This window comes from Paenibacillus sp. RC67 (genome assembly GCF_030020805.1).
Classification (GTDB): domain Bacteria; phylum Bacillota; class Bacilli; order Paenibacillales; family NBRC-103111; genus Paenibacillus_S.
Genome location: NZ_CP125098.1, coordinates 3,812,795 through 3,828,717 on the forward strand (window position 1 = coordinate 3,812,795; position 15,923 = coordinate 3,828,717).

Below are 15,923 nucleotides of genomic sequence, written 5' to 3' on the forward strand. Positions count from 1 at the left end.
TGTCCCATTCCCGATAGATCTTGTTTAAGACTCATCATTACGCTAACAGGCAGAATAGGTTCCAAAAGTATAATAATTTGGTGCTGATAAGTAGTTTCGAGTAATTGATGGAATTTGCTAAATAATTACACTTAACGACTTCTGCTATATAAATTTACCACATATTGGATTATAATTCTTATATATTGATATTTCGAAAGAGGGCAGAAGTGGAGGAACGAAGTACTTGTTTTTTCTCCACATATTTACTCCGGATTTTATTATGGAACAATTAGTAAGCAGCACGAAGGACAAGACAAATGGATAGGGTGTCTGGTTCCCCAATACAGAATCGAACACGTATCCAGCGACACAAACCGATGAGGTAATTTCCCGTACTTTTGAAGTGAATAATTGGGGGAGTGGAACGAATGAAAAAAGCGGTTACGATCTATTTGTTATGCGGTGCCCTATTATCCGGCTGCTCATGGATGGACGACAATAAGACTGTGAAGGTAGACGAAATAAAGAACCAGGAGTTAGTGCTTTTGATGCCAGAGAATACAACGGCTTCCGTAAAGTACCGAATTGACACGTTTCAAAAGTATGCAAAACAATTTGAAACGGCAAATCCAGGCGTTCACATAAAAATTGAAAAGCTCCCCGGGCAAAGCTACCAGAGAGATTTGGACGCACGATTGAAAGAAGGGAAACAGACGGATCTTATATTCGGTCCGTTCTATCCTATCCTTGCTGAAGAAGGAATGTTTGCCGATCTCCTCTCCTTTTTCAAAGCGGATCGAATGACAACGGATGATTTGTACGAATCTCTGACGAAAATGGTAACGACCAAAGGTAATCTGAATGGCATCCCAATGTCGCCGGCCCCGCTGGCCGTATATTACAACAAGGAATGGTTCGATAAAGCAGGAATCAAATATCCCAGCGGTGATTGGACCTGGGAGCAGTACTTTGACATATCCATTAAGCTCAAGTCTGCCAATACCGCGGCTGATAGGGAGATTTACGGAAGCACGATTCCGTTCGAGCTCCCGTTCTTAGAGTCACTGGGGCAAAGCAGCGGCACCAGCCTATTATCGCCGGATAACAGTAAGGTCAGCGGCTATTTTGACAGCCGTCCGGTCGCGGATGCATTTGCGCTGCTGGCGCACCATGTGAACACGAGCAACGCGATTAAGATAGTTGATAATACGGGTAATCCTACCTTATCCGAAATGACGGCAGGCAATGTAGGTATGAGCATAGCGGTGTACGGCATGAATTATTTCCTAGAGCAAAACAAAGGAACAGCCGGAAAAACAGCAGTTGCACCGCTGCCACGTCTGGAAAAAGGAAAAAAAGTAAACAGCGTGATGATTCAAACCTTGTCTATCGCAGCCATATCGAAACAAAAGGAGTTGGCTTGGAAGTTTATAAAGGACGTTATCCTGGATTATGACAGTGAGTTTCATAAGGAGTGGTCGCGTCAGGAATTGTTAACCTCTAAGTCTGCTGTTCAGAAGCTCAATCAGGCTGCGGATCCTGTAATAAACGTGTTTCTCGAAGAGCTAAATTACGCGATTACGCCAGCTGCCTATCGAAACCCTACCTTACCTTCACTTTTAACTAAGAAAAATATCGGGAGCACGCTTGATGCTACAACCAGCACGGGGGTGCAGGCAGCACTGACAGAGGCTGCCTACAAGATAGACGAGCAGTTGGCGCTTAAACAACAACAGAAATAAGTTTCTTGGTACGGTCAAAAGACGTGGCTGCCGGCGGGAAACGGCAATCCAGTCGCCTGCTTTTTCAGTGATCCGAACTTTCGAATTCTTTGGCATACCGATGTTCAGCTTTTCCAGCCCTTCGGTCATGGCTTGTTTCACGCTTGTGGTAAAAGCCTCCGCATTGAGCGGCTGCTTCAACGCTTTATAGTTCTCTTCCAAGGTCTGCTCAACGGGCAGTTATCTACGAAAAATTATTTCCTTGGTATTTATCGTGTCCTGTGTTTTCATTCTATGGGAAATCTTTTACCTATTCAGGGCTTGAGTTAATTATAATTAATCTTTCCCTATATTGTAGATGATCTTAATGTTATAATTTTGTTGCTGTAAAAATAATTCGTAACGAGGTGAGGACAATGAAAACAAAAAAATATACGTCTTATCCTCATGTTTCTTTTTAGTTATTTTTTTACGAATACACTAGGCTCTGAGGGTAGGATTCACTCTCAGGGCTTTTATATTTAGGCAGAAGGAACGTTTAAGCTTTCTTGCCGGTCTATGACAGCCACTTACGGAGTGGCTGTTATTTTTTTGGACAAAAAGGTTGGTCGAGGCAATAATAGTGGTTTTATTTTGAAATTGGCTAGGATTTAATCGTTTGGAGGAATATGTATTGAACTTGAGTTACTTAGGATGGAAATCATTTTTCGCGGAAAATTTCAAACAGTGTCGGTTTATGTTTGAGCAGGCTCATACCTGGAGATTAGGGGTCGATCCGTTTCTCCGTTATCTTGTTCCAAAGGATAAGGGGCCCCCTTCTTGAGATATCGTTTCAACTTCCGCATCGTTCCCCGTTATTCACCGCTTTCCAAATATGAAAGGATGATGCTTTATTAAAAGACTCGCTCAATATTTTCGCTCATTGCAATCCGGACAGTCATCTTACAGTATGATTTATGAAGGTTCATACTATGATCAAGGGGGGACGATATCTGACCCAACCTATTGGAATAATGATGTTGCCTATTACATTGAACGGACACATAAACTCACACTGGATAAACCATGTATCACCATAAAAATACCTTTTGACCGTCTCGGCTTAGATGAAAATATGGATCAAGTTGTTCTCTCAGATTTTGCATTAAGAGAATGGGTTGATCATATTGAGGCATTAAATGAATTGATTTATAACCGGTCACGTTCTGATAAAGAAAATGGTGCTTTTTATTGTTTTCGTCCAACCAATGTGGTGTTGCAACGTAATGCATCCTTTGTCGAAGTCATCTCGGAAAAATGGTATCTATGCTTAATGATTACAGTTCAACTTCCATTCAAGAATAATGATAAAGCTATGCGCATGCTCTGCAAAATGCTTCCAAAAGAAGTGGAGGAGTTAATTGCCAAGTTTGATCTCATCAAATTAAATGCTGCCTACGAATTGGTAAAAAAACAAAATATGATTCGCGAATGGCTGAAATCCAATGATTATTGTGCGTTTATTGCGAATGGCAGCATTTTGCCAAGAAATAAAAACAACAGCGGGCCACTGGAGGGTGCCTTGCCTTTTACATCTCCGGAAGATGTTGAAGTTGAAATTTGTGGTTTGCGAGGAATGGGAATAAAACAGGGTGTGACGGTCATCACCGGCGGAGGTTATTCGGGTAAAAGCACACTGCTGGATGCATTAAATTCGGGGATTTACAATCACAGCATAGGCGACGGAAGAGAATTTGTGATTACAGATCAAAGTGCAATGGAAATCTCTGCAGAGGAAGGCCGTTCCATAAAAAATATCAATATTACGCCTTTCATAAAATGGATACCCAATAGTTCGGCTGAACAGTTTTCGACTGACTACGCCTCAGGCTCCACATCTCAAGCCGCAAATATTATGGAGGCAATCAACGTCGGATGTAAGCTTCTTCTTATTGATGAAGACAGAAGTGCGACGAATTTTATGATTCAAGACATCAAAATGCGTTCATTAATCAAGCATGAACCCATTACACCTTTTACGGAACGTGTCAGGGAGCTTTATGAGGCTGTTGGCGTATCTTCCGTTCTTGTTATTGGAGGTAGCGGTGAATTTTTATCCGTTGCCGATCAAATCATCCTGATGGACAATTTTGTGCCAAAAAACGTAACCCAGGAAGCAAAACAATTATGTGAACACGACAAACCACGCGAACGTATCCCCCTTACAAAATGGGAGATAGCTCGAAAAATAACCACCGATCACTTTTCGAGCTATCCACAGGGCAGCGGTACAGAAAAGCTGATGGTTTCAACCATGGGATACATTATGATAGGCGATGAACAAATTGATATCAGTGGGCTTTATAATATCACATCACACGCCCAGCTCGCAGCTATTGCCTTTTTAATTCGAAAAATCGCTATAAGTAATCAAGATCGCCTCATCTTTCTTCATGAAAAGATCAAAAAAGCTCTCGAAGATATGGAGAGAGAAGGAGTGGATATTGTATTTTCTTCCTTTTTTCCTGGTTTCGAAAGATGGCTTGAACTACCAAGAATTAATGAAGTATTATCTGTCATAAACCGAATGAAACATTTGAATTTTATTCAGCTTGAGCCCTCTGAACACCTCTAATTACAACATAATATACGTTTATCCAATTAGGAGACGGGTTGAAGTGGAGGATGGCTGTAGGATAGGCTCTTCAAGATTTCGAAGTAAAACGTCATTCAACTTATGAGGGTCTAACTGGCAAATAAGAAAGCCTGCGGTTTAAACTTGCTGCAGCCTTTTTTTATATGGTGTCCAACAAAACTTACTATAACTTTGGGATTTTTTATTTATCGGATCAAGTTTGTGTCGTCAGCTCACGTTTATCGTTTTGCGACACAAGCATTGTCCGTTTTTTTAACGATTGCATAGATTCGTTTAGTCTGGTGGTTGGAGATTTGTGTCATTAGACAAATATATACAAGTAAGACAGTAGTAATTGCTTACGGGTGACAAGAACATAGTCTTATTAATTGCCGCTTAAATGGCTGCTTTTTAGTTTTATAGGATCAAGTTCTTGTTATTTGGTTTTGACAATAACTTGATCCTATCCCCGAAATTGACGAGAGTTTGACTCATTCCCGACAAATATCTTTGATCTGCAATGAGCCGAAGCACTTGGCTTGAAAAGTTCCAATATAGTAAGATCAATGCAAGAGGAAATAAATTCAGTGAGTTCACCGCGCTTCGCTGTACAACTGCGTTGAACTAACGGGCAGATTAATTTAATAATGTACTACAATTTGCACTGTTATTTATGTATAATTGGAAAAATTAAACTGTGGGGGAATGTGAGTGGTAGAAATACAGGCAATTGTATTAGACTTGGACGGAACATTACTTGGTAGTGATAAATCCATATCTCCTCGAAATTATAGTGCCGTTAAAAGGTGTTCTGATTCAGGAATTCATATTATTGTTGCCACGGCACGACCGCCTAGAGCAGCTGAACAATTTGTAAAGGCTATCCCTTTTGTAGACTACATGGTTCTCTACAATGGTGCCCTTGTAAAATGCAAATCCAAGCAGACTCAGCAGCACATTAGTATCCCTATAGAGGTTAGCCAACAGATTAACGAATTCATTAGGTTGAGTGAGCCTCAGTCAACAATCTCATATGAAGTAAATGATTTATGGTATACGTGCACACCAGTTCCTGACACAGAGAGTGCTCAGTTCGGTGCCCGTTCGAATGAGCCTAAACCGCAGATAGTTGATTATGATTTTATCAGTTCAATCTCCCCGACAAAAATACTAGCTCTCGGTTATAGCACATGGTGTGTGATGTTATCCAAAAATTCGGTGACCAGGTTAACGTAATCGCAACCGATGGAGGAGTATTGGTTCAAATCATGCATAAATCAGCATCAAAAGAAAATGCAGTGAAGTCAGTATTAAATGATATCGGGATAAATTCGGAACATGTAATGGTATTCGGAGATGATTATAACGATTTGGGACTTTTCCATATGTGCGGATTTCCAATTGCAATGGGTAATGGGATAACGGAATTAAAAGATTGTGCGAAGTACATTACCGAATCAAATGATAATGATGGTGTTGCTGTAGCACTTGAGAAATTTGTACTGTGAATGATAATTTTTCAACTATCGGAAACCAATAGTGGAGCCTCCCGGCAGTTCGCTACGCTAACGGTCACGCTTGCTTAATAAAGTCAGTCTAAAACCTTCCATAAGAAGCAAACTACATCTATATAAGTTGAACTAATGTTTTTTTACATAAAAGTCTGATATAAGGTCGATCTTCGCAAATGTCCATCAAGATTGTGTTTGCCATTAACGGTTGTATGCTGTTAGCGGTTGCGCTTATACTGAAAATACCGAGATTGTCGATGCTCTCAAGCAATGTGAAAGACAAGGAAAATCCTTCGATCTAAAGGAGGCGAAACGATGGCTGTACACCACTTTCAACCCAATCATTACCATAACACTATAGGGGCGCACGAGCCCGTACTCAAAATTGCCGACGGAGATTCCGTCGTGACATCCACAGTAGACGCCAGAGGCTGGGACTACAGAGGTGAAAGCGTGGCCGGGCGCGGCAATCCGATGACGGGACCATTCTATGTGGAAGGGGCGCAGCCCGGCGATACGCTTGCCGTACGGCTTGAGTCGATGGTGCCGAGCCGGGATTGGGGCTGGACGTTCAACGTGCTGGCGCCGAACGTCGTCGAACCAATAGCTGCCACAGCTTTGCCGCCATTCGATATTGTGCGTTGGTCTGTGGACGCTGAGCAAGCTTTGGTTGTTTTGGAAAAGCCGACGTCCGGTTTGGCCGGATTGAAGCTGAAAGCGCGCCCGTTTTTGGGCTGCTTTGGCGTTGCTCCTCCGAAAGATCAGGCGATTTCAACGGCAACGAGCGGGGAATACGGCGGGAATATGGACTACAAAGGCCTTGTAGCCGGTGTTACCGTCTATTTTCCGGTTTTTGCAGAGGGGGCGCTCTTCCATCTTGGAGACGGGCATGCCGTTCAAGGCTGCGGGGAAATTGTAGGCACCGGTGTGGAAATATCGCTCGACGTCCGTTTCACTGTTCAGGTATTGAAGGGGAAAACGATCGGTTGGCCGCGAGGCGAATCGGACACGCACTGGTTCTGCATCGGCAACGCAAGGCCACTTGATCAAGCGCTGCAGCATGCAACGACGGAAATGCTGGCTATGCTGACGAAAGACTACGGCCTGACTGCCTCGGAAGCAAGCCTGCTCCTGGGCCAGGCTGTGGAATACGAGGTGGCCAATGTGTTCAACCCCGCCTACAGTGTCGTTTGTAAAGTTCCAAAAGCCGTGCTGTCCATGCTATAAAAGAACTGTTTATCTGAGAAAATGGCGATCGCTCTACGGTATAGAACCGGGAGCGATCGCCATTTTGATCTGGTATAGCCAGACAATCATATCGACTCTCGAATCGAACATGGGCGCGATATGATTGAAGACTTCAGTATTCGTTAATATCCGCCGCTTGATCTGGAGGGCTATTTATATTGCGTATGGGAATTGAATTATGGTTCGTGTATAAGGTCTTTGTAGGCTACGCGCTAAGAAATGCGAGAAAGGTACACAAAGAATCGTTTTTTATGTTGATCATCCGCACCACATCCCACGGAAGAAGCATGCATCATGGACCAGAAGGTCCCGCGTAGATGTGAAAGAACAGTGTCAGAAGTGTCGATGCTGATGGAGATTTCGCTTGGAAGAAGGGGCAGATGCCCCTAGATCACGATTGTGAAGGGCAAAGGGTTCTTGTACCTATGCTCGACAAGCATATCGATATTGATCGTGTCGCTTTCGTAGAGGTCAAAGTACCTTTGCTTCTGGGAGCCCAGCTTAAGTTCACAATCGATTAAACTCAGCCATGCTGCTGAGGCATGGGTTTGAATCGGAGATACAATGCATGACCGAGGAGGAGACCCCCGACAGCGTAGACGATGGACAGGTAGATGCCGCTATTGCTCGTCGCAAGATAAGACGGAATGAAGACGTTAATGGCAACTTTTACAACGATAAGCACAACAATGACGCCGATAATCCATAATCTCTTCTTGTCTGGTGTGATGAGCCCGAGTCTTTGTCTGGTGATTGCCCAGCGTTGAACGAGACCCGCAATAATCCCGAGGACGATACCTGACAGCAACAATAACCATTCGAGCATTCCGATTCCGACCAATAGCAGACCCCACGCGATCCCGATCAGGATCAAGATGATACCGACTGCAAATGTTTTATTCAACCTCATATTGATAATTACCACTCCTTTGCTTAAGAGTAAGGGGTAAAACAGATCAAACCTTGCGTGCAGCCATTTGAAATATAGTAACGAGCTCTTTAGCATAAGCGTCCAGATCAAGATCGAGATTCGCTGCTAACTGAAAGCTGAGTCCATCAATGGCTGATCGGATCGTAGCCGCCAAAACACAAGCAGAGAAATCGGTAAATTCCCGAAAATCCCCTTCCATAGTGCCCCGTTGCAACATTTTCACAAGCAAATTGATTGTCGCATCCGTATCGATGCTCCTGAAATGGCGAGGCTTCCCATCCTCGTCCCTTGCATGAATTACAATCTCCGTTACGGCAATAACATGCTTTCGATGCGATCCCATGAATACCAAATTCTTCTCGATATACGTGTTAATCCAACCCAATGCTGTCGTCTGCGCCGCAAGATAAGGTGTCATGAACGAAGAGCCGGAATCGTATAAGTCGGACACAATCTGTTCGATCAGATCGTCCTTGCTGGAGAAATGGTAGGAAATCACACCTTTGCTGATCCCAGCTTCTTTGGCAATTTGTGCCAAAGAGGTTTGTGCATAACCTCTCGAGGAAATAATCTCTATCGCGCACGTCATGATTTGGATTCGCCTTGCCTCTTCAATGAATGACATCTTTTTTTGGTTGTTCATTTTTAACCTCACGATTTAAATTTAGTACGTACAACTTAATTTTAGTACGAGTGGTCAAAATAATCAATCAAATTTTGAAGGTTTCATCGACCTGAACAACATCGTTATGGTTATGTGGAAAACTCGCCGTTACAGACGGTGCGGAGAACCATATCACAAGTAAAGGAGTTTTGTTGAACTAACGGGTACGATATTACAGAAGCTGCTTGCTGCGCCTCCTTTTTTGTTTATTATACAGAGTAAAATGAGGCTTAAAAAACAAAAGGAAATTTACAGTAGATATTGTTGTAAAGGGAAAGAAGACTAATAGTCCTTATATCCGTTTTGAACTAGGACTCGATAATTTGATGGATGAGACGTATCGGTACGAAAGTCTTCGTCGCGCGAGTGCCATTTATCGTTCAATTTTCAATCTTAGAGAGTTCCGCGCCGAGGGGTACGTTTTTACCGGAGCCTTTAACAACGGATGTCGTTTGCATCATGCTATGCGCCTCTGTGATAGTACAAGCGAAGAAGGTTTATAAAGAACAGAAGATAAAATTGCACTCGATGAAGTTTTAAATAAATTCATCCCTTTAGCCACTGAAAGAGAAATATACATATTAAATGAATTGTACTAGTATCCGATTATTGTTGATAATATTACATGTTTTGATAAGAAGGAAATCGATGGGCGTTGGCAAATAATCCGTTAAAATACCTGTTTTATTAGGAAAAGAGATAGAAGGGTGGAGATACCCTAAACAACACTTTACTCTTGATTCACACTGGAGTTATAAGGGTACAGCCTCTGAAGGTTTGATGGGGAATAATCAAATCTGCGTTCAAAAAGATGAGTTCTGTCAACTACATCAATCAGTATAAAACTCAGATTTGGAAAATAAAAAGCTGCCATTGGCAGCCATTAATCTACTTAAATATATCGAACCTATTGTCTTTTAAAGCAGTGGTTAGACCAAATTTACTATTAAGATGCCAAGTCATCGGATAGTATGTTACATCTTTATAAACTAAAAATGGATATTCTTCATTCTCATTATCCACCCATACATCATTGACAAAAATATTGAATGTTGGAAGGTGTGCATACATCTTTGTAGGTTGAGTAGAGGATGACTCAATACGTTGGAAATGAACCCCTTCCCCAATCTCTGTGTCAGTTTTTCTTAATGATAAACCCACTTCATTTGACCAAGTGTTTTCAATCGTAAGAGTTGAACACATATCATAATTCAACGGTGCGTAGATGATATCATTATACAAAAAAAATGGGTATTCTAAAGTAGAGTTTTGAGCGTCCGAAGCTCCAGTTTTATAGTTAATATAAACCTTAAATGTCGGAAGAGTAACTTTAACATGCCCATAAGGAATAATTTCTTCAACATCAGATGTGGAGGGTGTAGGTTCATTCTTTGGGATATCTACGCCTATAAAGAAGCCACTGGCGCCACTACCATTATGATAGTGATACTCACCATTTTTTAAACCCCATTTAGCACAATTAGTCCGGCAAGTATGCCCACCATTAGAATCTGTCCTACCCGGATGTGCACTCGCAATTGAGGAGAAAGGTAATGTTAAAAGTGCTAGTGTAATGACTGCTTTTGTGAATTTCATGGTAGTTCCTCCTAAATTAGTACAATTTGCCTATTAGATACTACCATGTGTTGGTAAAAAAGACAATAAAAAATAGTTATATAATTAAAGATACAATATCGATGGATGCTAGGAGTGATTTAATGAACGCTGAAAAACTTTCTCAGATTCAAGTCTGCTTTGATAAACTTGGTGAAATAAAAATAAGTTATTCCTACAAATAAAATTACAGAAGATTATGCATTTGAACTGAAGTAAAAAAGGAACTCTAAGATACTTGGTTGGAAGTTAGTTTACTATTCTTGACAGAAAAAATTGAATTCAAGTATCAAACAGGAAAGCTAAAAGATGAACATAAGTCTCTATTGTGGGATATAATGGAAATATTTTCAAATGAATTTAGAGAAAGTGGAGTGTACTTCACGAACGAAGTTACTGATGGAAGACCTTGGGAATCATTAATATTTGAAGAAAAAGAAGGAATCTGGGCATTTGATGCAGCCATTCTACCTGAATATTTGTCTCCAATATATAAGGATTATCCTACAGAAATGTACATAAACATCAATGAAAACACTATGTTTGTTGCCAGAAAGTCAGTCTGGATGACTGAACCTTGGCTTGGTAGATTAAACTAACAGGTACGATAGCTCAATTAGTACTTTGTAAAGGTAGCCGGCTTAGTGTCAGTTACCTTTTCTCAACTAAAGGGCAGGAATCTTTAATTATGGTTATTCTTTATCTGAGACCACTTGGTAGTAAAAATGATATAATTTTCCAAACAATATGAGGAGACAAGCTATAAAAATGTATCACATTGTTAAAAAACGATTGGAGGACTTCATAATGAGCGAAATAAAAGCCGAAACTCTGACACAGGTTTTAAGCAAAATGCTCGGTACAAAAATAATCTGCGTCGATTTCCAAACCAAACAATTACATGGCGGTAAATTGGGTGATGTTCAGCTTGTAACGGGCAATGTCAAAACCGCTGACGGCGGGAAATTACCCTATAACATCGTTTCAAAAACGCAGAAGAAATGGGAACGCTACAGCGATCCCGATTCATGGCGTAGGGAATATGATTTTTATAAATCCAATTTCGGCGCTCTGTTTTCTGAATCATTCCGTTGGCCTGAATGTTATCACGTCGAAATGAACGAAGAAGAAAACGAAACGCAGATATGGATGGAATATATCGACGGCATATCGGGTTTAGACTTGACCGGCGATATGTATGAACGCGCAGCCGAGGAATTAGGACGGTTCCAAGGCAAATTATATGCCGAACAGCCTGCTTTTTTACAGAACTTGACCAACCTGAGCAAAGTGGAGTATATGAAGAACTTCTATCTTCATTATCGGTCATGGAAAAGAGTGTACGATTATATACGCTCCGACGATTGCGAAATCCCAAAACACATATGTAAAATGCTCATCGACACTGATGAAAACGCAGACAAAATATTCAACCGTATTGAAAAGCTACCCATCGTGCTGTGCCACAGGGATTTTTGGGTGGCAAACATATTCTATTCAGACGGTAAAACCATACTCATCGACTGGGATACCACTGGGTGGGGCTATTTAGGTGAGGATATGGCAAGTCTTATCGCGGACGAAGCCGATATTGAACAGATGGTTGAATACCACCGTAGATGTATCCCGGCATATTACAAGGGCTTTTCGGAATATGCGGATATTTCACACATAACGGATAACTGCGTATATGAGATGATTCTACTTATGTTCGGGTACAGGCTTGTAGAGTGGTATATGAACGCAGGATCGGGAAACAAACTCCAAGAAACGGATGATGAAAGAACGCTGCACATTCATACCTTGCAAAAAATCTATGAGATGAGAAATGAACAATGAACATCAGTACTATTTCCATATATAATTTCAGTTGATGACATTCCAGCAGGTTTCGCTTTCGTAGCAACGCCGCCTCATACCCCAAAGATGTTAAGGATCCTAGGAATTACATCCCAATCCCAATATAGAAAACAATTTGAGGACAATGGAGAAAAACATTATTACTATATGTAAGTTGCGCTAATTAGGTACGATAGCTTAATAAACAACTAAGACGCGGCCGTCGGCATCAATCAGCAGTCGCGTTACGCTAACAGGCAGGATAAATAAATCCTAATATGAAATATATAGGAAATATTGAATACTATGAGGAGTGAAACATTTGCGGTATAGGGCTTGTTCTCTTTGCATTATTAAAAGAAGAGAATCAATATTACTTGAACAATTCCCGGAAGAAGATGGTATCATTACATTTCGCCCAGTTGGTGGCACGATTGAGCATGGGGAAGATAGCAAATCAGCTGTAATACGAGAAGTAAAAGAGGAAATTAATATTGATATTATTGAACCAAGATTGATAGGGATTATCGAGCACATTTTCCCTTGGTACGGAGAAATTGGGCATGAATACGATTTTATTTATGAAGCGAGCTTTAGTCGAATGAATGACTATAACAAGAATGAATTTGAAGGGATTGAGGGGGACAAAAAGTTTTTAGCTGTTTGGAAGAACTTAGATGATTTTAAAGAAAACCTTCAGTATAAACTTGTGCCTGACGGTCTATATGAGATGCTTACAAGTGGGCAAATTTCTGATATTAAACATATTAACACAAAAGATTTATTGGCTTTCAAAGGGTCTTGATTAACCTAACGGGACACGATAGCTGCATCTAAGGGAATAACAGAGTTATTCTTTACTTCATATACGAAACGCGACATGAGAGTTCTAGACAACAACAAACAAATAGCGTTTCGGGTAACAAGAACTTTATCCCATTCCCGATTTTGACAAGAACTTGATCTCATTCCCGACGGAAAGTAGGGCCGAGGTGAGTACTGCATTCGTTAATGTCTTTATCCTTTTTAGTTTCAATGATTGATTTGATTGTAGAGCTATCGTAAAATATTGTTATGTTAATTTTAGATAATGCACTTACTTAAAAGTAAGGGGATGATTTATCAATGATTCATCAGCGTGAATGTCCAGTTGAGACTCTAATTTATGTTTTAGGTGGCAAATGGAAGCCAATGATTTTATGGCATTTGATTGAATCCAAAAAGAGATTCAACGATCTGGAAAAGCTTATACCTGATGTTTCACAAAAAATGCTTTCACAACATCTCCGAGATTTGGAACGAGAAGGCATAGTCGATAGAACGGTCTACCCTGATATCCCTCCAAAAGTAGAATATTCTCTTAGTGAATACGGCAGAACATTGATTCCTGTAGCAGAAGTCATGTGTGCTTGGGGAGAAAATCATAATAAGCGGAAATATGAAGAGTCAGCATCATAAAGCTGGTTCAATGAACTTGTACACTAATTCAATCAACTCAAAACAAAAGCTGCCACGGGATTCCGGGCAGCTTTTGTTTACCTACAGTCGCATTCCTGATATGAATATCGGGTTTGAGATAATAAAACTCCTTATAGTGTAGAATTTCACCATTCTGTCTCTAGAATTTCCCTGTCCTCCCGACCTCCGCGAATTATGGTATCCCTTTCTGTCATGCTTACTTTTAAGTAAGTACCCTACTTTAAAGTGGGTTCTTAACATAATATTGAAGCGATGTTAAGCTTGAGTTAACCAAATATTGGGGCCCATTTAAGAGGAGGAAAGAACAATGAAAATTATTGTTTTTGGAGCGACGGGAAATACAGGGAAAAGATTGTTGGTACAAGGGATAAAAATGGGGCATGAAATGACCGCATTTGTGCGAAATTCTGAGAAGCTTTACGATCAACTAGGTGAGCATTCCGCAATGCATGTGAAGGTGATCGTGGATGATATTATGGACCCGGTGAGCGTTGGTGAGGCGCTCGCGCATCAAGACGCCGCTATTATTGCAGCCGGCCATGCGGGCCAGGGAGAAGAGTTTGTTCGTATCGTCGATAACATTATAAGCCAATGTGAATTCCAACCCAGTTTCTCTGGGCGAGTATGGATAATGGGAGGAGCCGGCCTGCTGGATATTCCAAATACTGATCTTATCGGCAACAATTTACCCGGCTTCCCGCCTGAGTATAGAAATCACAACCGGAATTTCGAAAGGCTGCAACAGACTCAGCTCGATTGGTCCATTATGTGTCCGGGAACAATGATTGATTCGAGAGAGCATCCAGATCCGGTTCATCTACATGTAACAACGGAAACCTTGCCCATTCCGATTCCGGAGACGATCAAGGAATATTCCGAGGCAGAAATAGCCGGTCACTTGTTCAGCCGACTTCAAGAGCTGAATGTTGCTTATGACGATGTCGCAAAATGTATGTTGGACCATCTTGAGCTCGGAGGAGCGTTTAAAAGAAAAAGGATCGGTCTAGCCTATCAAAGCAATATTACGGTGCGCTGAGGAGAAGTGGGATAATGGGTTTGTTTGGATTACTGCTCGTTTTGCATATATTGGCTTCGATCGCCATAATTGGCCCCGCTTTCGTGATGCCCATCATTCGAAGATCCGCTAGAACCGTCAGCCAGCTGCACTTTGCTTTTGGTATAACGACCAAGCTTGCCGTAATGCCTAAAATTGGCGGAACCGTACTTATTTTAACCGGGGTTTGGCTTATGATCATAACCAAGATGGGGTTATCCCAAATGTGGCTGAATGTATCCATCCTTTTATCGCTGCTCATGGTCGTCATGATCGACGGATGGATCGAGCCGCGTATGAAAAAGATCATAAAGATCATATCTGAAAGTCAAGACCAGGGTAATGAAATACCCGCCGAGTTCGGACTGCTGATAAAAAAGATCGTACCAATCGAGACGGCAGCACAACTGCTGATGATTACCATATTGGTACTTATGGTCGTTAAGCCATTTTAAAGAAGCCGATGGGAGCATCCTAACACATTTTGACCGCTAACGCATAGTAAACATCAGTAAAAGGACTTTCCATTGTGGAAAAGGCGCTTGCTTTACGGAAGCTCCTTTTTTTGTTTATTGAAGTAACGGGCAGATTAGTGCAACCATACCCATTGGACATATTACATAAAAAGGAAATTAAGTTTATTATCACGAATATCAATGGAATGGAAAATAAGATTGTTTTGTGTTCCAAAACCATGTTTTTTTGTGAAAGGAGTCATTTATGGATGGTCTTGTAGGATTCTTAATTTTAGGTGCATTGTTTGGAATATTTGTTGCTATTCAAAAACTTAACTCAAATATCATAACTCAAATTGACCAAAACGAAAGGATTATTGAATTAATGAAAGGAAAATGCAATAACCATTCCGCTAACGGATAACGAGAGCACAACAACAACGATAGGCTGCCGGAATTATAGGCAGCCTGTTGAACTAAACCAGCTAAGCAGATGAGGATTAAATGCTCTATAGTTATTGCCTATAACTATAGTATAAAATATATATTGGTTCAATATCCTTTTATTGGATATAATTTTAATCAATTAATAATTGTAATTCCGGAAAGGGGCGTAGAATGCCATGATAACTCACTTCTCAGAGCTTCAGTTAAATACAGTTTCAGTGCAAGGTGTTAAACAATTCTATCATGACCAATTACGTTTTCCTATTGTTTTCGAATCAGATAATGAAATATATTTCCAGCCGACTGAATACTTTACATTGTCTTTTAAAGAAGTCGTAGAACCTCTAGTTCCAGTTCATTTTGC

16 protein-coding genes are annotated in these 15,923 nt (G+C 40.9%); 13 read left to right on the forward strand and 3 right to left on the reverse strand.

Annotation, left to right across the window (positions count from 1 at the left end; all coding sequences use genetic code 11):
• Positions 1-410: 410 nt before the first annotated feature.
• The 6 genes from QMA13_RS17445 (at position 411) to QMA13_RS17470 (ending at position 7,055) form a co-directional block, all read left to right on the forward strand.
• Complete coding sequence (locus QMA13_RS17445) at positions 411-1,724, forward strand: ABC transporter substrate-binding protein (RefSeq protein ID WP_282942943.1); 1,314 nt, start codon at positions 411-413, stop codon at positions 1,722-1,724.
• Between the two features lie 928 nt (positions 1,725-2,652).
• Entirely contained in the window at positions 2,653-4,317 is a 1,665-nt protein-coding gene (locus tag QMA13_RS17450; protein WP_282942945.1) for a P-loop domain-containing protein, read from the forward strand.
• Positions 4,318-5,028: 711 nt separating this feature from the next.
• Positions 5,029-5,553 (forward strand): HAD family hydrolase, encoded by a 525-nt coding sequence (locus QMA13_RS17455; RefSeq protein ID WP_282942947.1) that lies wholly within the window; start codon positions 5,029-5,031, stop codon positions 5,551-5,553.
• Positions 5,554-5,585: 32 nt separating this feature from the next.
• A complete protein-coding gene (locus tag QMA13_RS17460; RefSeq protein ID WP_282942949.1) occupies positions 5,586-5,825 on the forward strand; it encodes an HAD family hydrolase in 240 nt (79 codons plus the stop codon).
• A 179-nt stretch (positions 5,826-6,004) separates the two neighbouring features.
• Positions 6,005-6,130 carry a hypothetical protein gene (locus QMA13_RS17465; protein ID WP_282942950.1) on the forward strand — a complete coding sequence of 42 codons (126 nt, stop codon included), beginning with the start codon at positions 6,005-6,007 and terminating at the stop codon, positions 6,128-6,130.
• A gap of 13 nt (positions 6,131-6,143) precedes the next feature.
• Positions 6,144-7,055 (forward strand): acetamidase/formamidase family protein, encoded by a 912-nt coding sequence (locus QMA13_RS17470; protein WP_282942952.1) that lies wholly within the window; start codon positions 6,144-6,146, stop codon positions 7,053-7,055.
• Positions 7,056-7,599: 544 nt separating this feature from the next.
• On the opposite strand, the gene QMA13_RS17475 is transcribed toward QMA13_RS17470, so the two are convergent.
• From QMA13_RS17475 to QMA13_RS17485, 3 genes are all read right to left on the reverse strand, one after another.
• Complete coding sequence (locus tag QMA13_RS17475; RefSeq protein WP_282942954.1) at positions 7,600-7,980, reverse strand: hypothetical protein; 381 nt, start codon at positions 7,978-7,980, stop codon at positions 7,600-7,602.
• 52 nt (positions 7,981-8,032) lie between these two features.
• Positions 8,033-8,650 (reverse strand): TetR/AcrR family transcriptional regulator, encoded by a 618-nt coding sequence (locus QMA13_RS17480; RefSeq protein ID WP_282942956.1) that lies wholly within the window; start codon positions 8,648-8,650, stop codon positions 8,033-8,035.
• Positions 8,651-9,559: 909 nt separating this feature from the next.
• A complete protein-coding gene (locus QMA13_RS17485) occupies positions 9,560-10,267 on the reverse strand; it encodes a YHYH domain-containing protein (protein WP_282942958.1) in 708 nt (235 codons plus the stop codon).
• Between the two features lie 281 nt (positions 10,268-10,548).
• Here QMA13_RS17485 and QMA13_RS17490 point away from each other — a divergent pair, with 281 nt between their 5' ends.
• The 7 genes from QMA13_RS17490 to QMA13_RS17520 all read left to right on the forward strand — a co-directional run bounded on the left by QMA13_RS17490 (position 10,549) and on the right by QMA13_RS17520 (position 15,536).
• Positions 10,549-10,884, forward strand: coding sequence for a hypothetical protein (locus QMA13_RS17490; protein ID WP_282942960.1), 336 nt, complete (start codon positions 10,549-10,551; stop codon positions 10,882-10,884).
• Positions 10,885-11,092: 208 nt separating this feature from the next.
• Positions 11,093-12,124 carry an aminoglycoside phosphotransferase family protein gene (locus QMA13_RS17495; RefSeq protein WP_349254215.1) on the forward strand — a complete coding sequence of 344 codons (1,032 nt, stop codon included), beginning with the start codon at positions 11,093-11,095 and terminating at the stop codon, positions 12,122-12,124.
• Positions 12,125-12,446: 322 nt separating this feature from the next.
• A complete protein-coding gene (locus QMA13_RS17500) occupies positions 12,447-12,929 on the forward strand; it encodes an NUDIX hydrolase (RefSeq protein ID WP_282942962.1) in 483 nt (160 codons plus the stop codon).
• Between the two features lie 320 nt (positions 12,930-13,249).
• Positions 13,250-13,582, forward strand: a complete 333-nt coding sequence (locus tag QMA13_RS17505; protein WP_282942964.1) for a winged helix-turn-helix transcriptional regulator — start codon at positions 13,250-13,252, stop codon at positions 13,580-13,582.
• 328 nt (positions 13,583-13,910) lie between these two features.
• The gene (locus QMA13_RS17510) at positions 13,911-14,639 is read left to right on the forward strand and encodes an NAD(P)-dependent oxidoreductase (RefSeq protein WP_282942966.1); all 729 of its coding nucleotides are present in this window, start codon (positions 13,911-13,913) and stop codon (positions 14,637-14,639) included.
• Positions 14,640-14,653: 14 nt separating this feature from the next.
• Positions 14,654-15,112 carry a DUF2269 family protein gene (locus QMA13_RS17515; RefSeq protein WP_282942968.1) on the forward strand — a complete coding sequence of 153 codons (459 nt, stop codon included), beginning with the start codon at positions 14,654-14,656 and terminating at the stop codon, positions 15,110-15,112.
• Between the two features lie 265 nt (positions 15,113-15,377).
• Entirely contained in the window at positions 15,378-15,536 is a 159-nt protein-coding gene (locus QMA13_RS17520; RefSeq protein ID WP_282942969.1) for a hypothetical protein, read from the forward strand.
• Positions 15,537-15,923 lie beyond the last annotated feature (387 nt).

Excerpts from the sequence above, each read along its gene's own strand:
- QMA13_RS17445 (WP_282942943.1), top strand. The coding sequence starts at position 411 with ATGAAAAAAGCGGTTACGATCTATTTGTTATGCGGTGCCCTATTATCC.
- QMA13_RS17450 (WP_282942945.1), top strand. The coding sequence starts at position 2,653 with ATGATTTATGAAGGTTCATACTATGATCAAGGGGGGACGATATCTGAC.
- QMA13_RS17460 (WP_282942949.1), top strand. The coding sequence starts at position 5,586 with ATGCATAAATCAGCATCAAAAGAAAATGCAGTGAAGTCAGTATTAAAT.
- QMA13_RS17465 (WP_282942950.1), top strand. The coding sequence starts at position 6,005 with ATGTCCATCAAGATTGTGTTTGCCATTAACGGTTGTATGCTGTTAGCG.
- QMA13_RS17470 (WP_282942952.1), top strand. The coding sequence starts at position 6,144 with ATGGCTGTACACCACTTTCAACCCAATCATTACCATAACACTATAGGG.
- QMA13_RS17480 (WP_282942956.1), bottom strand. The coding sequence starts at position 8,650 with ATGAACAACCAAAAAAAGATGTCATTCATTGAAGAGGCAAGGCGAATC.
- QMA13_RS17485 (WP_282942958.1), bottom strand. The coding sequence starts at position 10,267 with ATGAAATTCACAAAAGCAGTCATTACACTAGCACTTTTAACATTACCT.
- QMA13_RS17495 (WP_349254215.1), top strand. The coding sequence starts at position 11,093 with ATGAGCGAAATAAAAGCCGAAACTCTGACACAGGTTTTAAGCAAAATG.
- QMA13_RS17505 (WP_282942964.1), top strand. The coding sequence starts at position 13,250 with ATGATTCATCAGCGTGAATGTCCAGTTGAGACTCTAATTTATGTTTTA.
- QMA13_RS17510 (WP_282942966.1), top strand. The coding sequence starts at position 13,911 with ATGAAAATTATTGTTTTTGGAGCGACGGGAAATACAGGGAAAAGATTG.
- QMA13_RS17515 (WP_282942968.1), top strand. The coding sequence starts at position 14,654 with ATGGGTTTGTTTGGATTACTGCTCGTTTTGCATATATTGGCTTCGATC.
- QMA13_RS17520 (WP_282942969.1), top strand. The coding sequence starts at position 15,378 with ATGGATGGTCTTGTAGGATTCTTAATTTTAGGTGCATTGTTTGGAATA.